Source organism: Staphylococcus sp. GDY8P57P, assembly GCF_017892585.1.
Lineage (GTDB): Bacteria > Bacillota > Bacilli > Staphylococcales > Staphylococcaceae > Staphylococcus > Staphylococcus borealis.
Window position 1 is genome coordinate 1 of record NZ_JAESLK010000046.1, and the last position, 25546, is coordinate 25546.

24 protein-coding genes and 6 tRNA genes are annotated in these 25546 nt (G+C 32.8%); 25 read left to right on the forward strand and 5 right to left on the reverse strand.

The window, feature by feature from the left end:
• Positions 1 to 31 precede the first annotated feature (31 nt).
• The 11 genes from KA878_RS12710 (at position 32) to KA878_RS12760 (ending at position 7514) form a co-directional block, all read left to right on the forward strand.
• Positions 32 to 106, forward strand: a tRNA-Asn gene (locus KA878_RS12710).
• 1 nt (position 107) lies between these two features.
• Positions 108 to 182, forward strand: a tRNA-Glu gene (locus tag KA878_RS12715).
• A gap of 4 nt (positions 183 to 186) precedes the next feature.
• Positions 187 to 262: transfer RNA gene (locus KA878_RS12720), tRNA-Val, on the forward strand.
• Positions 263 to 272: 10 nt separating this feature from the next.
• Positions 273 to 356: transfer RNA gene (locus KA878_RS12725), tRNA-Tyr, on the forward strand.
• A gap of 6 nt (positions 357 to 362) precedes the next feature.
• Positions 363 to 437 (forward strand) — tRNA-Gln (locus tag KA878_RS12730).
• Positions 438 to 440: 3 nt separating this feature from the next.
• Positions 441 to 513, forward strand: a tRNA-Lys gene (locus KA878_RS12735).
• A gap of 233 nt (positions 514 to 746) precedes the next feature.
• Positions 747 to 1553: a diadenylate cyclase CdaA gene (gene cdaA, locus KA878_RS12740; protein WP_053031531.1), complete on the forward strand. Its 807-nt coding sequence runs from the start codon at positions 747 to 749 to the stop codon at positions 1551 to 1553.
• A gap of 1 nt (position 1554) precedes the next feature.
• Positions 1555 to 2487 carry a CdaR family protein gene (locus KA878_RS12745; RefSeq protein ID WP_193839087.1) on the forward strand — a complete coding sequence of 311 codons (933 nt, stop codon included), beginning with the start codon at positions 1555 to 1557 and terminating at the stop codon, positions 2485 to 2487.
• A 25-nt stretch (positions 2488 to 2512) separates the two neighbouring features.
• Entirely contained in the window at positions 2513 to 3865 is a 1353-nt protein-coding gene (gene glmM / locus KA878_RS12750; protein ID WP_075109402.1) for a phosphoglucosamine mutase, read from the forward strand.
• A gap of 659 nt (positions 3866 to 4524) precedes the next feature.
• Positions 4525 to 6330 carry a glutamine--fructose-6-phosphate transaminase (isomerizing) gene (glmS, locus tag KA878_RS12755; RefSeq protein WP_193839088.1) on the forward strand — a complete coding sequence of 602 codons (1806 nt, stop codon included), beginning with the start codon at positions 4525 to 4527 and terminating at the stop codon, positions 6328 to 6330.
• 329 nt (positions 6331 to 6659) lie between these two features.
• Entirely contained in the window at positions 6660 to 7514 is an 855-nt protein-coding gene (locus KA878_RS12760; RefSeq protein ID WP_228480725.1) for an HAD family hydrolase, read from the forward strand.
• Between the two features lie 52 nt (positions 7515 to 7566).
• Here KA878_RS12760 and KA878_RS12765 read toward each other — a convergent pair whose 3' ends face one another.
• Entirely contained in the window at positions 7567 to 8673 is a 1107-nt protein-coding gene (locus KA878_RS12765) for a YtxH domain-containing protein (RefSeq protein WP_193839090.1), read from the reverse strand.
• 131 nt (positions 8674 to 8804) lie between these two features.
• Here KA878_RS12765 and KA878_RS12770 point away from each other — a divergent pair, with 131 nt between their 5' ends.
• Positions 8805 to 9536: a metallophosphoesterase family protein gene (locus KA878_RS12770; RefSeq protein WP_070855649.1), complete on the forward strand. Its 732-nt coding sequence runs from the start codon at positions 8805 to 8807 to the stop codon at positions 9534 to 9536.
• A 76-nt stretch (positions 9537 to 9612) separates the two neighbouring features.
• Here KA878_RS12770 and czrB read toward each other — a convergent pair whose 3' ends face one another.
• Positions 9613 to 10551 carry a CDF family zinc efflux transporter CzrB gene (gene czrB, locus KA878_RS12775; protein WP_193839091.1) on the reverse strand — a complete coding sequence of 313 codons (939 nt, stop codon included), beginning with the start codon at positions 10549 to 10551 and terminating at the stop codon, positions 9613 to 9615.
• Positions 10544 to 10873 (reverse strand): ArsR/SmtB family transcription factor, encoded by a 330-nt coding sequence (locus tag KA878_RS12780; RefSeq protein ID WP_075109267.1) that lies wholly within the window; start codon positions 10871 to 10873, stop codon positions 10544 to 10546. The genes czrB and KA878_RS12780 overlap by 8 nt, the downstream gene beginning before the upstream one ends.
• A gap of 146 nt (positions 10874 to 11019) precedes the next feature.
• Here KA878_RS12780 and KA878_RS12785 point away from each other — a divergent pair, with 146 nt between their 5' ends.
• The 6 genes from KA878_RS12785 (at position 11020) to KA878_RS12810 (ending at position 16269) form a co-directional block, all read left to right on the forward strand.
• Complete coding sequence (locus KA878_RS12785) at positions 11020 to 11676, forward strand: SDR family oxidoreductase (protein WP_193839092.1); 657 nt, start codon at positions 11020 to 11022, stop codon at positions 11674 to 11676.
• 405 nt (positions 11677 to 12081) lie between these two features.
• On the forward strand, positions 12082 to 13014 hold the full coding sequence (locus KA878_RS12790; protein ID WP_193839093.1) for a type I phosphomannose isomerase catalytic subunit: 933 nt from the start codon (positions 12082 to 12084) through the stop codon (positions 13012 to 13014).
• Between the two features lie 48 nt (positions 13015 to 13062).
• Complete coding sequence (locus KA878_RS12795; protein ID WP_053031508.1) at positions 13063 to 13293, forward strand: hypothetical protein; 231 nt, start codon at positions 13063 to 13065, stop codon at positions 13291 to 13293.
• 225 nt (positions 13294 to 13518) lie between these two features.
• Positions 13519 to 14892 (forward strand): EVE domain-containing protein, encoded by a 1374-nt coding sequence (locus tag KA878_RS12800; RefSeq protein ID WP_210142173.1) that lies wholly within the window; start codon positions 13519 to 13521, stop codon positions 14890 to 14892.
• Positions 14893 to 15185: 293 nt separating this feature from the next.
• Positions 15186 to 15581, forward strand: a complete 396-nt coding sequence (locus tag KA878_RS12805; RefSeq protein ID WP_193839094.1) for a thiol-disulfide oxidoreductase DCC family protein — start codon at positions 15186 to 15188, stop codon at positions 15579 to 15581.
• Positions 15582 to 15825: 244 nt separating this feature from the next.
• Positions 15826 to 16269, forward strand: coding sequence for a Dps family protein (locus KA878_RS12810; RefSeq protein ID WP_142237146.1), 444 nt, complete (start codon positions 15826 to 15828; stop codon positions 16267 to 16269).
• A gap of 301 nt (positions 16270 to 16570) precedes the next feature.
• Here the strand turns inward: KA878_RS12810 and deoD are convergent, their stop codons facing one another.
• Positions 16571 to 17281 (reverse strand): purine-nucleoside phosphorylase, encoded by a 711-nt coding sequence (gene deoD, locus KA878_RS12815; RefSeq protein ID WP_053031110.1) that lies wholly within the window; start codon positions 17279 to 17281, stop codon positions 16571 to 16573.
• 166 nt (positions 17282 to 17447) lie between these two features.
• Here deoD and deoC point away from each other — a divergent pair, with 166 nt between their 5' ends.
• The 4 genes from deoC (at position 17448) to KA878_RS12835 (ending at position 21022) form a co-directional block, all read left to right on the forward strand.
• Entirely contained in the window at positions 17448 to 18110 is a 663-nt protein-coding gene (deoC, locus tag KA878_RS12820) for a deoxyribose-phosphate aldolase (protein ID WP_075109261.1), read from the forward strand.
• 61 nt (positions 18111 to 18171) lie between these two features.
• Entirely contained in the window at positions 18172 to 19473 is a 1302-nt protein-coding gene (locus KA878_RS12825; protein WP_193839095.1) for a pyrimidine-nucleoside phosphorylase, read from the forward strand.
• 11 nt (positions 19474 to 19484) lie between these two features.
• Positions 19485 to 20672 (forward strand): phosphopentomutase, encoded by a 1188-nt coding sequence (deoB, locus tag KA878_RS12830; protein ID WP_193839096.1) that lies wholly within the window; start codon positions 19485 to 19487, stop codon positions 20670 to 20672.
• Complete coding sequence (locus KA878_RS12835) at positions 20672 to 21022, forward strand: DoxX family protein (protein WP_193839097.1); 351 nt, start codon at positions 20672 to 20674, stop codon at positions 21020 to 21022. The genes deoB and KA878_RS12835 overlap by 1 nt, the downstream gene beginning before the upstream one ends.
• A 257-nt stretch (positions 21023 to 21279) precedes the next feature.
• Here KA878_RS12835 and KA878_RS12840 read toward each other — a convergent pair whose 3' ends face one another.
• Positions 21280 to 21750 (reverse strand): S-ribosylhomocysteine lyase, encoded by a 471-nt coding sequence (locus tag KA878_RS12840; RefSeq protein WP_075109257.1) that lies wholly within the window; start codon positions 21748 to 21750, stop codon positions 21280 to 21282.
• A 272-nt stretch (positions 21751 to 22022) separates the two neighbouring features.
• Here KA878_RS12840 and KA878_RS12845 point away from each other — a divergent pair, with 272 nt between their 5' ends.
• From KA878_RS12845 to KA878_RS12855, 3 genes are all read left to right on the forward strand, one after another.
• Positions 22023 to 23207 (forward strand): M20 family metallopeptidase, encoded by a 1185-nt coding sequence (locus KA878_RS12845; protein WP_193839098.1) that lies wholly within the window; start codon positions 22023 to 22025, stop codon positions 23205 to 23207.
• On the forward strand, positions 23204 to 24394 hold the full coding sequence (gene ldmS, locus KA878_RS12850; protein WP_075109255.1) for an L-aspartate--L-methionine ligase LdmS: 1191 nt from the start codon (positions 23204 to 23206) through the stop codon (positions 24392 to 24394). Before KA878_RS12845 ends, ldmS begins: the two co-directional genes overlap by 4 nt.
• A 249-nt stretch (positions 24395 to 24643) precedes the next feature.
• The gene (locus KA878_RS12855; RefSeq protein ID WP_053031126.1) at positions 24644 to 25309 is read left to right on the forward strand and encodes a DUF2750 domain-containing protein; all 666 of its coding nucleotides are present in this window, start codon (positions 24644 to 24646) and stop codon (positions 25307 to 25309) included.
• The last annotated feature ends 237 nt before the right edge of the window (positions 25310 to 25546 follow it).

Genomic DNA, 25546 nt, shown 5'->3' on the forward strand with positions numbered 1-25546 from the left:
GAGTAGGACGTTGCCAGGCATTTCAAATTATTCCGCAGTAGCTCAGTGGTAGAGCTATCGGCTGTTAACCGATCGGTCGTAGGTTCGAATCCTACCTGCGGAGCCATGGCTCCTTGGTCAAGCGGTTAAGACACCGCCCTTTCACGGCGGTAACACGGGTTCGAGTCCCGTAGGAGTCACCATGTTGGAGAATTAGCTCAGCTGGGAGAGCATCTGCCTTACAAGCAGAGGGTCGGCGGTTCGAACCCGTCATTCTCCACCATTTATATTTCGGAGGGGTAGCGAAGTGGCTAAACGCGGCGGACTGTAAATCCGCTCCTTCGGGTTCGGCAGTTCGAATCTGCCCCCCTCCACCATTCTAATGGGCTATAGCCAAGCGGTAAGGCAACGGACTTTGACTCCGTCACGCGCTGGTTCGAATCCAGCTAGCCCAGCCATTAGAGCCATTAGCTCAGTTGGTAGAGCATCTGACTTTTAATCAGAGGGTCAGAGGTTCGAATCCTCTATGGCTCACTTACTAGCACTCCTATTTAGGAGTGCTTTTTTTGTGTTTTTGAACAATACTGTAATATAAAAGTTTTTAACATATTGTATTCATAATATTTGTGAAAAGGGATAGAATGAGTTTGAAAAGAATGATGTTAAATACTTATTATTTTTTTTAATACAATGTGTTTGTACATATGACAGTTGTCATTATCATTGGTATAATTATGACTATGGAAAAAATATTCGGAGGAGATGCTATGGATTTTTCCAACTTTTTTGATAATCTTAGTACATTAAAAATTGTAACGAGTGTACTGGATTTACTTATAGTATGGTATGTCCTTTATCTTCTCATTACTGTATTTAAAGGAACCAAGGCGATTCAATTACTCAAAGGTATACTTTTTATTGTTATTGGTCAACAAGTGAGTAAAATTCTAAATTTAACTGCCACATCTAAGCTTTTTGATATTGTAATTCAATGGGGGGTACTTGCACTTATTGTCATTTTCCAACCAGAAATTAGAAGAGCATTAGAGCAGTTGGGTCGTGGAAGCTTATTTAAACGTTATACTAATACATACAGTCATGATGAAGAAAAGTTAATTCAAGCAGTTTCAAAGGCTGTTCAGTATATGGCTAAAAGACGTATTGGTGCTTTAATCGTATTTGAAAAGGAAACGGGATTGCAGGATTATATTGAAACGGGTATAGCGATGAATTCTGAAATATCACAAGAACTATTAATTAATGTCTTTATACCGAATACACCGTTACATGATGGCGCAATGATAATTCAAAATTCTAAGATTGCGAGTGCAGCGAGTTACTTACCGTTATCAGATAGTGCTAAAATTTCTAAAAGCCTAGGTACTAGACATAGAGCAGCAGTAGGTATTTCTGAAGTCTCAGATGCATTTACAATCGTTGTTTCAGAGGAAACGGGATCAATATCAGTAACATTTGATGGCAAATTACGTAGAGATATCTCAAGTGAGGTATTTGAAGAATTATTAGCCGAACATTGGTTTGGAACACGCTTTCAAAAGAAAGGTGTGAAATAAGATGCTAGAGAGCAAATGGGGTCTTAGATTTATTGCACTTTTATTAGCAATCTTTTTCTATTTATCAGTTAATAATGTGTTTGGTAACATTTTCAATAATGATAATTTATCACAAAATTCATCTAAAACAATTGAAGATGTACCAGTAGAGATAATTTATAATTCCAAGGATTTACATGTAACTAAAGCGCCTGAGACGGTTAATGTAACTGTTTCAGGCCCACAGTCTAAGTTAATTAAAATTGAAAATACAGATGATATTAAAGTTGCAGTCGATTTATCGAACGCTAAAGCAGGAAAGTATAAAGAGGATTACATTGTTAAAGGCTTGAGTAATGATATCAATTATAATGTTAAACCAAAACAAGCTTATGTCACTTTAGAAGACAAAGAAACAAAAACGATGCATGTTCAAGCAGATATAGGGAAAAATGATATTGACCCAAATTATAAAGTTAGAGATAGTTCTGTTGAGCCTAATTCAGTTAAAGTAACAGGTGGTAGAGAACAACTTAAGAAAATCGCATACTTAAAAGCGACTTTTAAGGATGCAAATAAATTAAGTCAAGACACATCGGATGTTGCAGATGTTACTGCATTTGATAAATCATTAAATAAACTGGATGTTAATATTCAGCCAAATGAAGTAAAACTCAATGTTAAACTTCAAGAGTATAGTAAAAAGGTTAAAGTTAAAATCAAGCAAAAAGGTAGTTTACCTAATGGTGCTAGTTTAGATAATATAACGCTTGATGAAGACGAAATTGAAATTTATGGTAATAGAGATGATTTGCAAGATATTAATGAGATAGAAGCGACAGTTGATCTTGATAATATTACAGAATCGACAGATCAGAACGTTCAATTGCAATTACCAGATAAAGTGAAAAAAGCTGATCCAGATGACATAACAGCACATATAAGTTTAAACTAAAACATTTTATAAAGGAGTATTCATAATGGGAAAATATTTTGGTACGGATGGAGTAAGAGGTATAGCTAATAAAGAGTTAACACCTGAATTAGCATTTAAGTTAGGCCGTTATGGTGGCTATGTATTAGCACATAACGAGGATGCTGATAGACCTAAAGTTTTAGTAGGTAGAGATACACGTGTATCAGGCGAAATGCTAGAATCTGCTTTAATTGCAGGTTTAGCTTCAATTGGTGCAGAAGTTATGAGATTGGGTGTAATATCTACACCCGGCGTAGCTTATCTTACTAGAGAAATGGGTGCTGAATTAGGTGTTATGATTTCGGCTTCACATAACCCTGTTGCTGATAACGGCATTAAGTTTTTCGGAGCAGATGGCTTCAAATTATCAGATGCTCAAGAAGAAGAAATAGAAGCATTATTAGATCAAGAAAATCCAGATTTACCACGACCAGTTGGTACAGATATTGTTCATTTTTCAGATTACTTTGAAGGTGCTCAGAAATATTTAAGTTACTTAAAATCAACAATTGATGTTAATTTAGAAGGATTAAAAATAACATTAGATGGTGCAAATGGTTCTACATCAGCACTAGCGCCTTTCTTATTTGGAGATTTAGAAGCAGATACTGAAACTATTGGTTGTAGTCCTGATGGTTATAATATTAATGATAATTGTGGATCAACACATCCTGAATTATTAGCTGAAAAGGTCCTAGAAACTGAAAGCGACTTTGGTTTAGCATTTGATGGAGATGGAGATCGTTTAATTGCCGTTGATGAAAAAGGCAATATCATTGACGGGGACCAAATTATGTTTGTAATTGGTCAAGAAATGCATAAAAATCAAGAATTAAACAATGACATGATTGTTTCTACTGTAATGAGTAACTTAGGCTTCTATAAAGCACTTGAAAATGAAGGTATCAAATCTAATAAAACAAAAGTTGGAGATCGATACGTAGTAGAAGAAATGAGAAAAGGAAATTACAACTTAGGTGGTGAACAATCAGGTCACATTGTTATGATGGATTACAATACGACAGGTGATGGTTTACTAACAGGTGTTCAATTAGCTGCCGTAATTAAAATGAGTGGCAAACCACTAAGTGAGTTAGCTGCGCAAATGAAAAAGTATCCTCAGTCTTTAATCAATGTTAAAGTTACAGATAAACATCATGTAGAAGAAAATGAAGATGTTAAAAATGTAATGAATGAAGTTGAAACTGAAATGAACGGCGAAGGTAGAATTTTAGTTAGACCTTCAGGTACTGAACCATTAGTTCGTGTTATGGTTGAAGCTTCAACTGATGAAGACGCGCAACGTTTTGCTCAACGTATTGCAGACGAAGTACAAGCAAAAATGGGCTTAGAATAATAATTTTATCTCGTACACTATAAACCTTCAAAGTATACATTAAATTGTAACTTTGAAGGTTTTTTAATAGATATATTGCATTGAAAGTGCTTACATTCTATTGATTGCTATATTGTTTAGTATTAATTTAATAATAAAGATTAATTTTTACCTATTTTTGAAAATTATAAAATATATTTATTTTTATTTTTCGCTAAAAAGGTTGGAAATTGTTTGCATTCATTTATCTGAAAAGTGTAAAATAAATAATATTGGAAGGAGGATAGTATAAAAAAATTACAAAGCGCCAGGGCAATATATATGTGTTTCAATGATCAAAAGTTAAATATGAGAACTATTGTAGAACATATTATATTATTGCAGACGAGGAGAATAGTCATCGAACATATCGGCGGATGCTATTCCGGATGCGGCTCATTCGTTAGCTTATTATTTAAAACATTTAGGTAACTAAATGCACAAAAATAATAAGAATGCCTAAATTTAAAAAAATCATAGAAATATAATATGGCTTAATAGGGTAAATAAGATAAAGATAAAATATCAATATTAAAAGATATTGTCTAAAAGATAATTACAAAGTTGTAAAATCTATTAACCTATTTAAATTTTATATAACAGATAAAATTTTCAAGCTATATTTAACGGAGGAAAAATTTATGTGCGGAATTGTAGGATATATCGGATACGATAATGCAAAAGAATTGCTATTATCAGGATTAGAAAAATTAGAATACAGAGGATATGATTCAGCTGGTATTGCAGTTGCAAATGATAATGGTACAACTGTATTTAAAGAAAAAGGTCGTATTGCAGAATTAAGAAAAGTTGCTGACAATAATGATACGGATGGACATGTTGGTATCGGTCACACACGTTGGGCTACTCACGGTGTACCAAGTACTGTTAACTCACATCCACATCAATCTAATAGTGAACGTTTCACATTAGTTCATAATGGTGTCATTGAAAACTACGAAGAATTAAAAAGTGAGTACTTAGCAGATGTAACATTCCAATCTGAGACTGATACAGAAGTCATTGTTCAGTTAGTTGAATATTTTTCAAATAAAGGTTTAGAAACTGAAGAAGCTTTCTCTAAAGTTGTATCTTTATTACATGGTTCATATGCATTAGGTTTACTTGATAACCAAGATAGAGACACGATTTATGTAGCTAAAAACAAATCACCTTTATTAGTTGGTGTTGGCGAAGGCTTCAATGTTATTGCATCAGACGCATTAGCTATGATTAAAGTTTCGAATGAATATAAAGAAATTCATGACCATGAAATCGTTATCGTTAAGAAAGATAGTGTAATCATTAAAGATCAAGATGGTAATGTTCAAGATCGTGATACGTATACGGCTCAAATTGATGCCTCAGACGCTGAAAAAGGTATCTATGACCACTATATGCTTAAAGAAATTAATGAACAGCCAGCAGTTATGCGTCGTATTATTCAAGAATACGAAGATGATAATGGCGACTTGAAAATTGATCCAGAAATTATTAAAGATGTTGCCGCTGCAGATCGTATTTATATTATTGCTGCAGGAACAAGCTATCACGCTGGATTAGTAGGTAAAGAATACTTAGAAAAATGGGCTGGCGTACCAACTGAAGTTCATGTAGCTTCTGAGTTTGTTTATAATATGCCATTATTGTCTGAAAAACCTTTATTCATCTATATTTCTCAATCAGGGGAAACTGCAGACAGTCGTGCGGTATTAGTTGAAACTAACAAATTAGGTTATAAATCATTAACGGTTACAAATGTAGCTGGTTCAACATTATCACGTGAAGCAGATCATACATTATTATTACATGCTGGTCCTGAAATTGCAGTTGCGTCTACGAAAGCATATACAGCTCAAATCGCAGTTTTATCAATTTTATCTCAAGTTGTAGCCAAAGCACATGGTCGAGATAATGATATTGATTTATTAAGAGAATTAGCTAAAGTAACAACTGCAATTGAGACAATCGTTGATGATACACCTAAAATGGAACAAATTGCTAAAGATTTCTTAGAAACAACACGTAATGCGTTCTTTATTGGTCGTACAATGGATTATAATGTCAGCCTTGAAGGTTCATTAAAATTAAAAGAAATTTCTTATATTCAAGCTGAAGGATTTGCTGGTGGAGAACTTAAACACGGTACAATAGCCTTAATTGAAGATGGTACACCAGTTATCGCACTTTCTACACAAGAAAAGGTTAACTTATCTATTCGTGGTAATGTTAAAGAGGTTGTTGCACGTGGTGCTAAGCCTTGTATTATCTCAATGGAAGGTTTAGAAAAAGATGGAGATACGTATGTCATCCCTCATGTACACGAATTGTTAACACCACTTGTATCTGTTGTTACGTTACAATTAATTGCATACTATGCAGCGTTACACAGAGGCTTAGATGTAGATAAACCTCGTAACCTAGCTAAATCAGTTACAGTTGAATAGTTCATTTTAGTTTTAGGAAATAGGACTACATTCATTTAAAATACATTCAATGGAGCAAGATCACAAATTCATTTGGATTTGGGCTTGCTCTTTTTTTATATAACTAACAACACAATAATGTATGCAAGTGATTTTTTGATAAAATATCAGAATGATCTTACAATTGTAATGTTATGAGGTGATATCATGTTGATTTCGATGGAAAATGTACGTCGTCGTAAATGATAAACAACGATATTCTTTATATTTAAAAGATAAGGTCATTGCACATTTTATCAAATAATGCCACAATTTTATAAAAGATACTTAAAGGAGAAAGCGATATGACATTGAATAATATCAAAGCGATTTTTCTAGATATGGATGGAACGATTTTACATGAGGATAATCAAGCTTCAATTAAAACAAAAACAGTTATTGATGATTTAAGAGCAAAAGGATATAAAGTATTCCTAGCAACAGGGCGCTCTTATTCTGAAATTAATCAACTTGTGCCACCTCAATTTGAAGTCGATGGCATCATTAGTTCAAATGGTACAAGTGGGGAAATAAATGGCGATAACCTATTTATGCATTGTTTATCAACTGAAAGTGTTAAACGAATCGTGTCATTAGCGCAACAACAGGAAATATATTATGAAGTATTCCCGTTTAATGGCTCAAGAATAGCACTAAAGGAAGATGAAGTTTGGATGCAAGAAATGATTAAAGGTGATACACCGCCGAATCATGTAAGTGAAAGTGAATGGAAATCTAGACGAGATGCAATGGCTGGTAAGATTGATTGGAAAGATCATATACCTGAAGATAACTATGCTAAAATTTATTTATTTACAACAAACTTAGAGAAAATAACTACTTTCAGAGATGAACTTATTCAGAATCAAGTTCTTTTAAATATTAGTGTTTCTAATTCATCGAGATTTAACGCTGAAACAATGGCGCATCATACAGATAAAGGAACAGGTATTAAAGAAATGATTGACCATTTCAACATTAAACAAGCGGATACACTAGTTATAGGAGATAGTGATAATGATAGAGCGATGTTTGCATTTGGAGGGTATAGTGTTGCCATGAAAAATGCACGATCAGAAATACAAGAAATTACTGATGAGGTAACGGAATTTACGAATGAAGAAGATGGTGCTGCATTATTCTTGGAAAGTAAATTTTTAAAATAATATTGAAAAAAAGGTGGAACCCCGCATTGGCATAGGTTCCACCTTATTTTTATTATTTATCTTTGTTTAGATTTTTACTAGCTTCAACGTTAATATTTTCAGATTTTTGTTCAACATTGCGCTTCATTTTATTTGAATGATCATTTGCAACGTCTTTAGTGGATTGATGCGCTTTGTCATCATTAATTTGTTTATTTAACGTATCATATTTACGCGTTGCTTTGTTACGTTTAGTTTTCTTCTCTTTTGGTGTCGTACTTAATGTTTCACCACGTTTTAAGAAGTACTGTACTACACCCATGATAAGAATATAATAAAGGATTAAACGTAATACAATAATGATGATTTGTGCTACATATAAAATAACTGTAGCAACTTTTTGAGACATATTACCTGTTGCTACAGAAAGAATTGTCCCAAGCGGTTGTGTAATGATAATAATAATTAAATTGATTAAAAGCACAGCAATAAAGAATTTTAACCATGTTTTATGACCATTTTTAATTCCTTTAAAGCCATTTTTAAAGTGAGAAATAGCACTATGATTAGATTCACGCACTAATGACACAGTATAATTAATCATTAATATGAAAAAGAACCAAGATACGATTGATGTTATTAAACCAATGATAATTAAAATTATAATTTGAATCGTTAGTAAAATAGCAATAGCATTGTCAGATGCACTGACTGCTGACTGTAATGATGTAAATAAAGGTGTTAAAGCTAAATTAAATAAATAATTTAATGCTACTATAATTAAGTACATCACGATAAATAATCCAATGGTAATTAATGATAGAAGTAAACTCTTACCATATTTACCTTTTTTAAAAGCTACGACTAAATCACTAAAATGAACATCTTCTCTTGAAATTGCTTTAGCGATAACGTTAATTGCACCTGCCAGTAATTGATAACCAGCAAATACAAAGAATAGTAATCCCAGTAATAAAGCTAGGATCATAATTATTAAATATGGACCCGATGATTGTTGAAATTGTGCTGCTAGTTGCATTTGCATGAAATACTGCATAAAGAAAGTTCTAGCAACAGTAAAAACCGCAAATACTATAATAAAACTTACGATACTAAATAGAATCGTCTTAAGAATTTGCGGCTTAGCATTTTTTAATGCCAAACTATGATATTTGAACAAATATAAGCACTCCTTTACTTTAATATAAATACAATATCAAAATTTATACTTTTTTTAAAATAATATCTAACATATTTCAAGATTAAGTGTTAAAATATGCTAATGATTAAATTTTGAAAGGAGATATCATCATGAAATTCGCGATTATTACAGATGTGCATGGTAATTTCGATGCATTACAAACTGTCTTAGATGATATTGATAATAGAGAAGATATTGATAAAATTTATAATCTTGGGGACAATATCGGAATTGGTCATGAAACAAATAAAGTATTAGATATCATATTTGATCGTGATGATATGGAAATTATTGCTGGTAATCATGATGAAGCGGTTATGTCATTAGTAAATGGCACGCCTTATCCAGAAGATTTAAAGGATAAATTTTATGAACATCATCAATGGATAGAGAGTCATATGGATGAGGATTATTACGACCAAATCAACTTATTGCCAAGATACATTGAAAAAACAATTTGTGGAAAAAAATTACTATTCATTCATTATGAAATTGAAAATCAAAAATTAGAAACTGGCATTGAAGGACAACCATTTAGTCCAATCACTGAGAATAGTAAAGACAATATTATTGAGCTGTTCAAAGATAAAGATGCTGATTTAATTGCGTTTGGTCACAATCATCAGATGCATTTATATGATGATAATGAAACGATTTACTTTAATCCTGGTGCTGTAGGTCTAAATAATGGAGCTAATGCAGTTTACGGTATCGTAACGATTAATGATAATGAGTTCTCAATTGAAAGAATAAAACTTCCTTATGATAATGAAGAATATTTACAAGGTTTTGACGAAAAACAAGTACCAGCAAAGCAACTTATATTTGACCATTTTCTATAAGCAATGAAATAGGGGTTGGACAGAATTCTAATTGAATTCATAGTCCAACCCTTGATTAATATCTTATAAAATCATTTTAATGTGTATGATGATGCATGACACCAGAGCATAATATAGTGTCATCATGTTGATGTTTTGGTGTTTCTAATTGTATCGTCATATGTTGAATATTGAGATGTGCTAAGTCATGTTCTATTCGTTTAAGTAATTGTTCACACGCATCCATCGTTAGTGATTTATCTACGACTGCATGGCAACTTAATGCATTCATATCATTGGAAATGGTCCATACATGATAGTCATGAACATTTTGTATTTCCTCATGATGCATAATGGTGAAAATGACTTGTTCTAAATCAATGTCGGAAGGTGTCCCTTCCATTAAAATGTTAATCGATGATTGTGTAATACCAAAAGCACTTTTCAAAATTAATAGTGAGACGAATATACTTGCAATTGGATCTGCAATGGTAAAGTTAAATGTCCAAATTAGAATTGAAGCGATAATTGCCCCTACAGAACCTAATAGATCTCCAAGAACATGGACAAATGCACCACGCATATTTAAATTATGTGATGTATCGCCACCTCTAAACATGATAATAGCTACAACAATGTTAACGATTAAACCAATTAAACTAATGATAAACATTTCTGTTGATTGAACTTCAGGTGGTACAAAAAATCTTTTAATTGCTTCGACAATGATAATTATACTAATGACAAATAAAGTAACGCCGTTAAATAAAGCAGCTAATACTTCGAAGCGTTTATAACCAAATGTTTTAGTAGATGTAGCATTCTTTTCAGCGTAAATAAAGGCAATCAGCGCGACACCTAGTGAAACCGTGTCACTAAACATATGTAACCCATCAGATAATAATGCTAAACTATTGGCAATAAAGCCACCTACAATTTCTATTACCATGAAAAGCCCAATGATTATAAATGAAATGCTTAGTATCTTTTTATTATTCGTATGAACATGTGAATGTGAGTGCGAATGATTAGTCATATGAATGGTCACCTCTTAGATGTATTGTATGATGAATAGCTTGTTTCAATAACGTAGAAACATGTTGATCATCAAGTGAATAAATTTTTGACTGGCCTTGTCTTAAAGATTTAACAAGTCTTGCTTGTTTGAGAATTTTAAGCTGATGAGACACGTTAGATTGACTTAAATTTAGCGTGTGTGTAATATGCCCAACACTTGCCTCTGATTGATCTAGCAAGCGAAGAATTCTTAGCCTATTGTAATCACTTAAAGCTTTGAAAATTTCTGTTGTTTGTTTCAAAATAGCTTCTTCGTTTGAATCGTTAACATGAACCGTCATGTGAAACACCTCTTATTAATATATGAATATATGTTCATATATTAATGTAATACATAATGATATTTATGTCAAAAAATGATTGACGTTTTAATTTTCCTGAAAGTGGTTAAAGCAAGGATATAGATTTAATAAGGAGGCCAATTTATATGAGTTTATTAGTTATAGGTGCTAATGGTGGCGTAGGTTCAAAATTAGTTAGACAATTAAAAGAAGATAATGTCGATTTCACAGCTGGTGTTAGAAAAAATGAGCAAGTAGAATCATTAAAACAAGAGGATATTAAAGCAACACTGGTCGATGTTGAAAAAGATAGTATTGAAGATTTAACTCAAACATTTAAAGGCTTTGATAAAGTGATATTCTCAGTAGGTTCTGGTGGCAGTACAGGTGCAGATAAAACAATTATTGTAGATTTAGATGGTGCAATTAAAACTATTGAAGCAAGTAAACAAGCTAATATCAAGCACTACATTATGGTATCAACGTATGATGCCCGTCGAGAAGCATTTGATGCAAGTGGTGATTTAAAACCCTACACGATTGCAAAACATTACGCTGATGAGCATCTAATTAATTCTGGATTAAATTATACAATTGTACACCCAGGTGCTTTAGAGGATAAAGAAGGCACTTCTAAAATTGAAACTGCATTATATTTTGATGGTAGAGGTGCTATACCTAGAGAAGATGTAGCAAGCGTGTTAAAAGAAGTTGCAACATCAGATAATAAATTTATGAACAAAGAATTTCAAGTTGTTTCCGGTAATCAATCAATTCGCGAAGCATTATCTTCATATGAATAATTAAAGTTTAAAGATGACTATTTTGTATACACATTATGTGACTATGTTAAAAGGTGAAAATAAGAAGCATTATTGCTTAATCGCAGTAGTTAACTGGATTGAGTAATAATTAAACCAAATATTCTTAGCGCCAGTCATACTTGTATTAGTGGTCGTGGGCCTAGAAAATTGAACGTCAATCCCACGACCACTTCTTTTATTGTTTTAATAATTTCTATTAAAATAGGACTAAAGTTGATATAATAAAGATACGAGTGATTATATAGGTCGTGTTCATCCTATAGCATGACTATAATTCAACGCTTACATAATTGACTTTTAGGTTTTAATACATATTAAACAGCAAATTATTATTTACTTTAGAAATAGAGAATACGGCCTTTAACGGTTTTAGGGGGTGCAATTATGCCATTATTTTTAAAGCCTGTTTTTCACGAAAAAATTTGGGGCGGTAATAAACTAAAACAATTTAATTACGACATTCCAAGTGAATCAGTTGGAGAATGTTGGGGGATTTCAGCACACCCAAATGGTAAAAGTATGATTCTTAATGGTCCTTATGCAGGACAAACTTTAGATCAAGTATGGACGCAACATAGAGAGCTATTTGGAGACTTTCCGAGTAAGGATTTCCCTTTACTCTGTAAAATCGTTGATGCTAAGGAACCATTATCGATTCATGTTCACCCAGATGATTCTTATGCTTATGAATACGAAAATGGGCAATATGGCAAATCAGAATGTTGGTACATTATCGATGCTGAAGAAGATGCTGAAGTGATCATCGGTACATCAGTTAACTCAAAAGAAGAATTTGAAGAGCAAATCGAACAAAATAAATTCATGGAAACACTCAAAAAGGTAAACGTACAACCTGGAGAATTTTACTTTATTCCTGCTGGCACGGTACATTCAATTGGTGCAGGAATTACAGTATATGAAACAATGCAGTCTTCAGATATTACATATAGACTATATGATTATGATAGAGAACGTGATCAACCTTCTTCTCTGAATATCGATAAAGCATTAGATGTCATTCAATATTCTCAAGAATTATCAAGTATTGTTCCGGAAAATGAAATTATTGAAAATCATAAGTGTAGTCACATTGTGTCTAATGATTTCTTTACGATGGTGAAATGGGAAGTCAGTGGAACGCTAAATTATATGAAACCAAGAGAATTTTGTCTTGTTTCTGTCCTTAATGGTGATGGACAAATGATTGTTGATGGCGAAATCTTTAAAATTCAAAAAGGTTCTAACTTCGTGTTAACTTCAGAAGACTTAGATAGCGTTTTTGAAGGAGACTTCACATTAATAATTAGTTATATCTAATATTTCATTATATAGTTACGTCATTTATTTACTAAAGGAGTGTGAGTGTTGAAACAATTTTTATATATTTCCTTAGTATGTGGTGTGATTGCAGGAGCAGGTGTTTTCTTCAATATGCCACAGTATCCTTCGCTTACGATTCCTAGGGTTGTGGCAATTTTAGGTATTATAAGTGCAATCATTACGTTTAAAGATAAAGAAATCAGTGGGTTACTGAAACTTGGAGGTATTATGATTAATTTAATGCCATTGTTAGGTAGCTTACTTGCACAGCAATAACTTATATAGGGGAAATATTTAGAATTAATTGGTCATTGATTCTGAATGTTTGCTCTATTTTTTTGCAACTTATTAAAATGTGATAGAATATAAAAAAAATTAAACATAAAATTACGTCGATATGTTAAGATTTAAAGCATAACTTAAGTAACTTTAAAAATTTAAATATTACAATAAATAGGGATACATATTGATTTATAAGAATACATTTAAAGGAGATCCACTATGGAAGAAGAAATAAATTACTTTTGGCTTAATTGTGGCTATACGAGATGGAATCATAACGAGCCTTTAGTAGGCCAAACAACTTTATTTGAATCTGGCGCCCAGTTTAATCCTACCCAAGGTTTTAGAGCTTTTAAAAAAGCCAAAACAGGTGATCAAGTTATATTTTATCAAGTCCAAACGGATACTGGATTACTTGGTATTGGTGAGATTATTAGCGTACAAACAGGCGCTCAAAATAAAATAAGAGTTGAATTTAAATTTAACGAATTATTAAAGCCATTGACAACAGATTATTTAAAGCGTAGTGAGACACTCGATTTTCGCATGAACAACATGCGTGAAACATTAATTAATCAATTAACTAAAGAAGAATATGATTTAATTGTTTCATTAGGCAAAGGCGAAGAAAAACTTCCACGTTATTTCTTCCTATCTGAAACTGAATCATTTGAGCCAGGTGAATATTATACGATTTATACACACACTTATAATGGCATCAAACGCAATGGCTATCACTTTTACAATCAATTAGAAGTGGGAGATAACCTTGTATTCTATAATAAATACGAGAATCAGTCAGTGGTAGGCATTGGAGAGGTATCTCGACATATTCATGAGAAACCACCGATTCCAGGTAGAACCAATAGTACAGCCATTGAAATATACTATGATAAACATATTACGCCTGTAACTTTAGGTGCATTGAACAAACATCCTAAGTTAAAAAATCTGTATTTCTTACAAGAAAATGCGAAGCAAGCTATCGCAACCATGAGCCAAACACAGTATGATGCAATTATTGAAATGAGTAACAATGATGGCATCAAAACGCCTTTTGAAACGATTAAGAAAACAGAAATTGATACAGAACATCATGAAGAAGGTATTAAACCTTTCATATTATTAGTAGTAGAACAACGTGAAGAAGGATTGAAAGCAGCAAATAATTTACTACAAAAGACAAATGCTAACCCTGTGATTACGAGTGGGCATCCAGATTTTACGGAAGATATGTTGTATGGTAAGTATTTACCAAATGAAGCTGGTGCATTATATTATCGTGAAGGGTTTATTACACAATTGATGCCTAAAAATGATAAAAGTTACTTAGTCATTGATAACTTTAATAGAATTGATCCTGACATATTTCAGACATATATTAATGTACTTGAAGGGTATGAAGTGACATTACCTAGATATAATAAAGAAGGACAAATGGTTAAGTGGTCAAGAGAAAAAGATTCATTCTACCATTTCAATCCAAACTGGCATATTATTGGCGTAACATATGATCGATTAGAGGATATTAAACGTAAATATTCAAAACAATTTCTTAAATATACAAGAATTGTTAAAGTAAATCATGAATAAATAAAAAGGCTGGAATGCAGAGAACGCCAAGATGAACTATTTTCTATGTTAATCGAATTTGGCTAATCTGAAACAGTTATCATAGTATGGTTATTTTAGTTCTAGTGAGTGGACAATGAATTCGAAAGGAATTCTAGTCCACTTTTTTTATTAGAAATAATATAGATGTAGTCGATTAACTGATATACAACGGCGTCACAATAAAGTTAAACCTTGTCTGTATCACTTTTAGTGTTTAACTTAAGTCAAAACATGGAATATGAATACTAAGAAGTAATGGAAGGTGATAGAAGATGCCAATTATTTATTATGACGGTAATTGTGTGTATTGCTATAACTATTGTATTTGGTTAATACAACATGGACTTCCTAAAAGCTATGAATTTACAACCTTAAAGAGTGAATCAGCACATCATTTATTTGAACAGCATCCAGAAGCATTAAATAAAAACAGCGTTATATTACAACGTGGTCAACATTTAGAATTCAAATCTAATGCTATAGCGAGTCTTATACTTGCAACTACTGATTATAAGTGGTTAGGATTGTTGCTCAAAGTTACGCCACGTCCTATTAGAGATTGGGCTTATAATTTATTTGCTAATAATCGAAATAGAATGTGGAAGACACATTGGCACCAACCTAATGAATATGAAAAAACTTTCTTTATTGACGATAATCGAGATTAATTGATAATTTTTGATTTTAATTGATAATTTCATATACACTAATGATAATAAAATTATTTAAATGATAGTGCAAATTACTTTTCAAATGCAGATGAATGGCTTTTAATATACCATATAAAGGTTTTTAACTTACGCATAAAGTCATCATAAAAAAAGATGAACATATCTATTTACAGATTATAATAATTATAATATAATAATAATTGTAATAAAGAGAAAAAATAGTGATAAACAAGGAGAGAATATAATGAGTCAACAAGATGTAGTAAAAGAATTAAACCAACAAGTTGCGAACTGGACAGTAGCTTATACAAAATTACACAATTTCCATTGGTACGTTAAAGGTCCTAATTTCTTCTCATTACATGAGAAATTTGAAGAGTTATATAACGAAGCAAGTCAATATGTAGATGACTTAGCTGAACGTATTTTAGCAATTGGCGGTAATCCAGTTGGAACATTAAAAGAAAGCTTAGACATTTCAATCGTTGATGAAGCGGGTAAAAATTATTCAGCAGAACAAATGGTAGAAGCATTCTCAAAAGATTTAACAAATATTTCAGAGCAATTAGTTAAATCTATTGAAGTAGCAGGAGAAGCTGGCGATGATGTATCAGAAGATATGTTCATCGGAATGAAAAATTCTGTTGATAAACACAATTGGATGTTCAAATCATATTTAGTTTAATCATAAGGGTGTTATTAAGCACATGACTTTCAATATCGTTCATTGAGATAAGACTTACAATGATCTTAGTAGAGTGATTTGAGTCATGTTCTAATCTTTAAATTTAAGGCACTTCGTTAATTTAGTTTGCTAGTACTTACTAAATGATACGAAAGTGCCTTATTTTTTTAAAATATTTCAAAGTAAAATGATATATAAATACAACGTATTGTAAACGAAAAAACCAGTAAATGAATTTATAAAACTCATTTACTGGTTATTTTGTTAGGGATTATTTCCTAACCTCGTTTATTGTTTATTGTTATTCAGCAACTTCTAATGCAATTTCCATCATTTGCGTAAATGAGTTTTGTCTCTCTTCAGCTGTAGTTGCTTCATCTCTAAGAATATGGTCACTAACTGTGAAAATACCTAATGCTTTCTTACCAGCATTAATTGCATTTAAGTATAACCCTGCTGATTCCATTTCAATACCTAAAATTCCCATTTTTTTCCAATTGTCATTGAACGTTGCATCAGCATTATAGAATGTATCTGAAGATAGTACATTACCCACATGACTTACTGCTCCAATTTTATCAGCAACATTTTTAGCTTTAGTAATAAGTTCGAAATCAGCGATTGGGGCAAAGTGGCCAGGAATATTAAATTGGTCTACATAATTAGAGTTAGTAGATGCTGCTTGAGCAATAATCACATCATATAAATTAACATCTTCTTGTAAAGCACCACATGAACCAACACGAATAATAGTGTCAACATCAAAGAAATTATATAATTCATATGAATAAATACCAATACTTGGTATACCCATTCCAGAGCCCATAACTGAAACTTCTTTACCTTTGTAAGTACCTGTATAACCGAACATATTTCTAACTTCGTTAAATTGTTCTACATTTTCTAAAAAGTTATCTGCAATATATTTTGCGCGTAATGGATCGCCAGGCATTAAAACCGTTTTAGCGATTTTCGCTCCATTTGGTTGAATGTGAGGTGTGCCATTTGTCATTAATATCTTCTCCTTATCATGATTGTTAAGATTAAGATAACATTTGTTTAACTTTTTTGCGAATTTTTGTACTATATACATGAGAGGGCTATATTAATATGAAAAGTTAATATTCTAATTTTAAGGAATATTGATTAAATTTAACAACATATTGGAGGAAACTACTATGAATTATGCAAAATTTATTGATCACACTTTATTGAAGCCGGAATCTACACGTCAACAAATTGATAAAATTATTGACGAAGCTAAAGCGTATGATTTCAAATCAATTTGTGTAAATCCTACACACGTTAAATATGCATCAGAAAAGTTAAATGGCTCAGATGTATTAGTTTGTACTGTGATTGGTTTTCCATTAGGAGCAAATACAACTGCTACTAAAATTTTTGAAGCAGAAGATGCGATTAAAAATGGCGCGTCTGAAATTGATATGGTTATCAATATAGGCGCACTTAAAGATGGAAGATATGAAGACGTTCAAAAAGATATTGAAGGCGTAGTTGGCGCAGCTAACGGAAAAACAGTGAAAGTTATTATTGAAACTGTACTTTTAACAGACGATGAAAAAGTGAAAGCAAGTGAACTAGCAAAAGCTGCTGGAGCAGATTTCGTTAAAACATCAACTGGCTTTGCTGGGGGAGGCGCTACACCAGAAGATGTGAAATTGATGAAAGACACTGTGGGAGACGCATTAGAGGTTAAAGCTTCAGGTGGCGTGCGTAATTTAGAAGATTTCAATAAAATGATTGACGCAGGCGCTACTCGTATAGGTGCGAGTGCTGGTGTTCAAATTATTCAAGGCTTAGAGTCAGATTCTGATTATTAATCATGCAATTGATGTAACAGCACACAGATACAACAGCTTATTTTGAGAGGGGTTCAGAATTATGAGAATGGTAGATATTATTGAAAAGAAACGCGATGGCAAATCATTATCTAAAGAGGAAATTGAATTCTTTATCAAAGGTTACACGGAAGGGGACATTCCTGATTATCAAGCTTCTAGTTTAGCGATGGCAATCTTTTTCCAAGATATGAATGAAGAAGAGCGTGCAGCTTTAACTATGGCAATGGTTAATTCAGGTGATGTTATTGATTTATCAAAAATTAATGGTATTAAAGTAGATAAACACTCAACTGGTGGTGTTGGAGATACGACGACGCTAGTGTTGGCACCATTAGTAGCTGCAGTGGGAGTGCCAGTTGCTAAAATGAGTGGCCGTGGTTTAGGACATACGGGCGGTACGATTGATAAATTAGAATCTATTGATGGATTCCATGTTGAAATCTCTGAAGCGGAGTTCATTAAACTTGTTAATGAAGACCAAGTTGCAGTGATTGGACAAACAGGCAATTTAACACCTGCAGACAAGAAACTATACGCACTAAGAGATGTTACAGGAACAGTTAACTCTATTCCTCTAATCGCATCATCTATCATGAGTAAAAAAATTGCCGCGGGTGCTGATGCAATCGTCCTAGATGTTAAAACTGGAAATGGTGCATTCATGAAAACATTAGAAGACGCTGAGGCTTTAGCACATGCTATGGTTAGCATAGGAAATAATGTTGGTAGAAATACAATGGCTATTATTTCAGATATGAGCCAACCACTTGGTCGTGCGATCGGGAATGCTTTAGAATTAAGAGAAGCGATTGATACATTAAATGGTCAAGGACCTGAAGATTTAACTGAACTAGTATTAACATTAGGTTCACAAATGGTCGTACTTGCTGAAAGAGCAAGTACACTTGAAGAGGCGCGTCAATTGCTCAATGAAGCCATTGAAAATGGTTCAGCACTAGATAAATTCAAAACATTTTTAGAAAATCAAGGTGGCGATGCTTCAGTTGTCGATTCACCGGAGTTATTACCGACTGCCCAATATCAAATTGATTATAAAGCAAAATCAAGTGGTGTAGTTTCAGAGCTTATTGCAAATGAAATTGGAGTTGCTTCAATGATGTTAGGTGCGGGAAGACAAACGAAAGAAGATGACATAGATTTAAGTGTTGGCATTGTGTTGAATAAGAAAGTAGGAGACAAAGTCAATGAAGGTGAGTCTTTATTGACGATTCACAGTAATCGTGAAAATGTTGATGATGTCATTAAGAAACTTGACGAAAGTATCGAAATTAAAGCACAAGCAAAAACACCAACATTAATTCATAAAATAATTACAGAGTAGGAGTGTTAAATATGACGACACCATTTAAAAGAGTGCATTTAATTGTCATGGATTCAGTAGGTATTGGTGAAGCACCTGATGCTGCAGCTTTTAATGATGAAGGTTCACACACATTAAAACACACGTTAGAAGGGTTTAACCAATCATTACCTAATTTAGAAAAATTAGGATTAGGTAATATTGAAGATTTACCAGTGGTCAATAAAGTTGAACAACCAGGTGCGTTTTATACTAAATTAAGTGAAGCTTCTGTCGGAAAAGATACGATGACAGGACATTGGGAAATTATGGGACTAAATATCATGCAACCATTTAAAGTTTATCCGAATGGATTTCCTGATGAATTAATTCAAGAGATTGAAGAAATGACAGGTCGAAAAGTTGTGGCAAATAAACCTGCTTCAGGTACTGCAATTATTGATGAATTAGGCGAACATCAAATGAAGACAGGAGATTTAATTGTTTATACTAGTGCAGACCCAGTACTTCAAATTGCTGCACATGAAGATATTATCCCACTTGAAGAATTGTATGATATTTGCGAAAAGGTACGTGAATTAACTAAAGATCCTAAGTACTTAATTGGCCGTGTTATTGCACGCCCATATGTAGGTGAGCCAGGAAACTTTACACGTACGTCTAATCGTCATGATTATGCGCTTAAACCATTTGGTAAAACAGTCATGAACACATTAAAAGATCATGACTATGATGTTATTGCAATTGGTAAAATTAATGACATTTATGACGGTGAAGGTGTAACAGAAGCAATAAGAACTAAAAATAATATGGATGGCATGGATCAACTGATTAATGTCGTTAAAAAAGACTTTAATGGTATCAGCTTCTTGAATTTAGTGGATTTTGATGCATTATATGGTCACCGCAGAGACAAAGACGGTTATGCACAAGCAATTAAAGATTTTGATGAACGCTTACCAGAATTAATTGATAATTTACAAGAAGATGATTTAGTTATTATTACGGCAGATCATGGTAATGATCCAATTGCAGAGGGTACTGACCATACACGAGAATATATTCCAGTGCTGATGTTTAGTCCTAAAATAGATGCATACCATGAATTATCAGGAGATACTACATTTAGTTCAATTGGTGCAACAATCGCGGATAATTTCAATGTTGAATTACCTGAATTTGGTAAGAGCTATTTAAAAGAAATGGGAGTGGATCATTAATGAAAGTATTCCGTTATTTATTAGGTTTAGCGTTTGGAACAGCTGGTGTACTTCATTTTACACATGAACGTTCATTTAGAAATATCGTTCCAGATTATTTACCATTACAAAAAACGGCTGTTTTAGTAACAGGTGTATTTGAGATTTTCTTCGGTATTATGTTGTTATTAAAACGTCCTGCTAATTGGTTAAAAAAAGGTATTAACCTATTCTTATTAGCTGTATTGCCCGCAAATGTTTACATGGCACGTAAAGAATTACCTTTAGGTGATAAACAAGTGCCAAAATGGGCGCTATATTTAAGATTACCATTACAGTTTGTATTAATTGGATTAGTAAAAAAATTATAAAATAATCAGATCAGAGAGCGGGACAAAAATTAAAATAAATTTGTTGTTCCACCCTAGCTAGCTTAGTTCGGAGATTTTCTTCATGAAAATCTCTTAGCTGGGGCTCTGACAGCAAAGATGACGTGGTTTGAAAAAATGCTTGATTTAAACGCATTTTCAAATCAGTCAACTACAGCTAAAAGAAAAAGAGGCTGAGACAAAATAAAATGTCTCAGCCTCTTTTTCTTTTTAAATATTCACTTTATGAACGGGTAATATTATTTACCTTCACCATATATATCAGACCATTCATTACGTTTATCAAGAAATGCTTGTGCGATTTCTTTTGCACCTTCAAGTGAATGGCTTGCAGCCCAGCCACATTGAACTTCGTTACAAGCAGGAACTTCAGTAGCACTTAACACATCATTTAATGTTTTTTCAATGATACTTAATACATCTTCATAATCATCATGATTAATAAATGACACATAAAAACCAGTTTGACAACCCATTGGACTTAAATCTACAACTTTATCAGTATGATTTCTGATGTTCTCAGCCATTAAATGTTCGAGTGAGTGTAACCCAGGCATTTCCATATGTTCTTTATTAGGTTGTTTGAAACGAATATCGTATTTTTTAATCACATCACCATTCAAACCTTCCATTGTACCAGCTAAACGCACGAAAGGTGCTACAACCTTAGTATGATCTAAATTAAAACTTTCAACGTTCATTTTAGTCATCATAAATCCTCCTATAAGCAATAAATTTAATTATTAAGTTAACGATTTGATTGTATCAATTGTTAAAGGTATTTACAATTTTCAAAATTATAGTCCTAATAGTGGACGTGAAATAAAATGAATTGTGAGAAAATTTTGTAAATACATGGAAATTTAATGACAACCATCTTTAAATCCGATAAAATAGGTAATAATTAACTGATGATAAGAAATATAAACGATTGAAGATAGTAGAGAAAACGATTGTCGTAAAAATAAGGGAGTTATGATTTATGAGTAATAAACAAGAAATTTTAGATTATATAGAGAATAATAAATATGATTATGTTGAAATTAGTCATCGAATACATGAACGCCCTGAATTAGGTAATGAGGAGATCTTTGCCTCTAGAACACTCATTGATAAATTGAAAGCCAATGACTTTGAAATAGAAACGGATATTGCTGGGCATGCTACAGGTTTTATAGCCACTTATGATTCTGGGCAAGAAGGTCCTACGATTGGTTATTTAGCAGAATATGATGCACTGCCGGGATTAGGTCACGCCTGTGGCCATAACATTATTGGGACTGCTAGCGTACTTGCAGGTTCAGCATTAAAACAAGTGATAAACCACATTGGGGGAAAGGTTGTTGTGCTTGGTTGTCCAGCTGAAGAAGGTGGGGAGAATGGAAGTGCCAAAGCGTCATATGTTAAAGCTGGCATTATTGATGATATCGACATCGCTTTAATGATTCACCCTGGGAATGAAACCTATCCAACTATTGATACGCTCGCTGTAGATGTATTAGATATAAAATTCTATGGCAAGAGTGCACATGCTTCAGAAAATGCTGATGAAGCTTTAAATGCACTTGATGCGATGATTTCATATTTTAATGGTGTAGCACAATTAAGACAACACATTAAAAAAAGTCAACGCGTACATGGCGTTATTTTAGATGGTGGCAAAGCAGCTAATATTATTCCGGACTTTACACATGCTCGATTCTATACACGTGCAACAACACGTAAAGAATTAGATGTTTTAACTGAAAAGGTTAATCAAATTGCGAGAGGCGCAGCGATTCAAACAGGTTGTGATTATGAATTTGGACCGATACAGAATGGTGTAAATGAATTTATAAAGACGCCTAAATTAGACGCGTTATTTGAGAAATATGCAAATGAGGTAGGTGAAGATGTCAGTCACGACGATTTTGGTTTTGGATCGACAGATACGGGTAATGTCAGTCATATAGTACCTACGATTCACCCTCATGTGAAAATAGGCTCTAGAAATTTAGTTGGTCATACACATAGATTTAGAGAGGCTGCAGCGAGTGTGCATGGTGATCAAGCGTTAATTCATGGTGCTAAAATCATAGCATTAATGGGATTAGAATTAATTGAAAATAAGAGAATGTTTGATGATGTAGTTCAACAGCACTCTCAAATAAAGGGGCAGTCTAGATGACAAAGAACGAAAAAGAACTAAAATTAACTTTAAGTGATTTATATAATGACAATGTTGTGTATAACTCAAGACCATCATATATTTCAAACCCTTGGCTAAAACCTGAGGAACATCAATCGAATTTCTTAACGGGTCGAGAAATGCTTATTGCAGATTCTATGCCGATGATTGTACATGAGGCAAGCATTACTGATAAATTAGTTCAATTATTTGCTCTAGTCGGAAAAAAAGTTCCAACACATACGTATCAATTTAAAAATCGTGAAACATATGAAGCACTGTTAAATCGAATTGTTCATGAAGAAGGTAAAGCGATTTACTTTCAATATATTCATAGTGATGACGTTGTACCGGATGATTGCTACGCTGTTCAGAAAGAAACATTTGTAGCATTAAACAATAAAGCACGTATACCAGAGTGGACGAATCATAAATTTTTGCCAGAGCGTGAAATTGTATCTATTAATGATTTCAAAGCACGTATTAAAGAATGGACATTTCCATTTGTTATTAAACCTGGAGACGATTTGCCAACAGCAGGTGGATATGGTGTCATGATTTGCTATGATGAAGCGGATTTGGCTAAAGCCACACAACGTATATTAGAAGCTAGTGATGCGACAGATAACCTAATTATTGAACAGAAAATTGAAGCGGTTAAGAACTATTGTGTGCAATTCGCTTATTCTGAAGATATTGGTGTGACCTATTTAGGTACTGCACATCAAATTACAGATAAATATGGATTTTATGCAGGAAATGAAAATGTTCATAATGTTCCACAACAAGTAATTGATGCCGGTCGAGAAATAATGGAAAATGGTGTGAAACTTGGTTTCTTTGGTGTAGCTGGTTTCGATTTACTCCTAGATAAGAACGACGATGTTTTTGCTATCGATTTAAACTTTAGACAAAATGGCTCTACAAGCATGCTATTATTACAAGAGGAACTGAATTCGACATATCAAAAATTTTATAGCTACTTCTCTAATGGTGATAATGCGCATTTCTTTAATACTATTTTAAAATATGTTAAACAAGGCGTGTTGTACCCATTGTCTTATTACGATGGAGATTGGTTTGGAAAAAACAAAGTTAATTCTCGCTTTGGTTGTATTTGGAGAGGCGAATCAAAGGAATCTATAGAGAAGATTGAACAATCTTTTTTAGCTGACCTTGAAAAATAATCATATATTAAATATACAATCGTAAGTCGACAAGAAGTGTATTGTTTAAAATGAATATGAGTTATGAACTAGAGTTGCGTAGGCACGCATATTAGCCTTTTCTCAACTCTAGTTTTATTTTAGGTTCAAAACAAGTATGTTTTAAAAGTACTATCTTAAAATCATCATTTTCGATACAGATATTTGACGGCTTAAGTATTGTCATTTACTATTTTAATTGTTACCAAAATAGAAATGGAGGGTTACGCATTGTCTTACAAGAATGAGACTTATTTTAAAGATGTGCTGATTAATGAAACGTTTTATGTTGCTAGCCAAAATAAAAAATTAATCAGAATAAATAGTAATGATCAAAATCATGTCGGTGTTTGGACTCAAGAAGGACAAGCAGAAGCGTATTTAAAGCATTCAGCAATAGACTACGATCGCGTATTAACAATTGATGTGGATACATTCGTTACCTATGAATTGGATGACTTATTTGATGAAAATGATCAAGTTGTTATTAATCAAACAGCTGAAACAGAAGGACAGATTGTTAACGTTGTACAAATGACTGATGAATTAATGTCAGAATTGGATAAAATTCGCATTAAAGAATTTGTGAGAGATGTAGCTAAAGAAGACCAAGTATTCGGCTTAACAAAACAAGGTGAAAGTCACTTCATATTAATCAGTGATGATAAAGAAGAAAAACCTCAAATTATGCCTGTTTGGAGTTTAAAAAATAGAGCGCTTAAAGTTCGAGATGAAGACTTTGAAGAGTGTGAGTTAATCGAAATTGAAGGCAGCGTATTTAGTGATTGGTTAGATAAATTACGTGATAATAATCAAGCTGTTGCCATTGATTTAAAACCTGGTGTAGTTGGAACAGTTGTTTCAGCTCAAAAATTATCAAACGAATTAACGTTTTAATTTGAATTATGTAGTCATTCGTTACTTTTAGTCTTTATATATATTTAGGTATTACATAATTGATTAATTAAATAAAAAGGAAGAGGCTGGGACAAAAATAATATAATGAAGCTATTTTGCAAATTCGCAGTAGCTGACTGAACTGAGAAGGCGCTTAAATCAAGCTTTTCTCAGTTCTAGTCATCCTTGCGGGCGGGGCCCCAACAAAGAGAATTTCACGAAGAAATTCTACAAGCA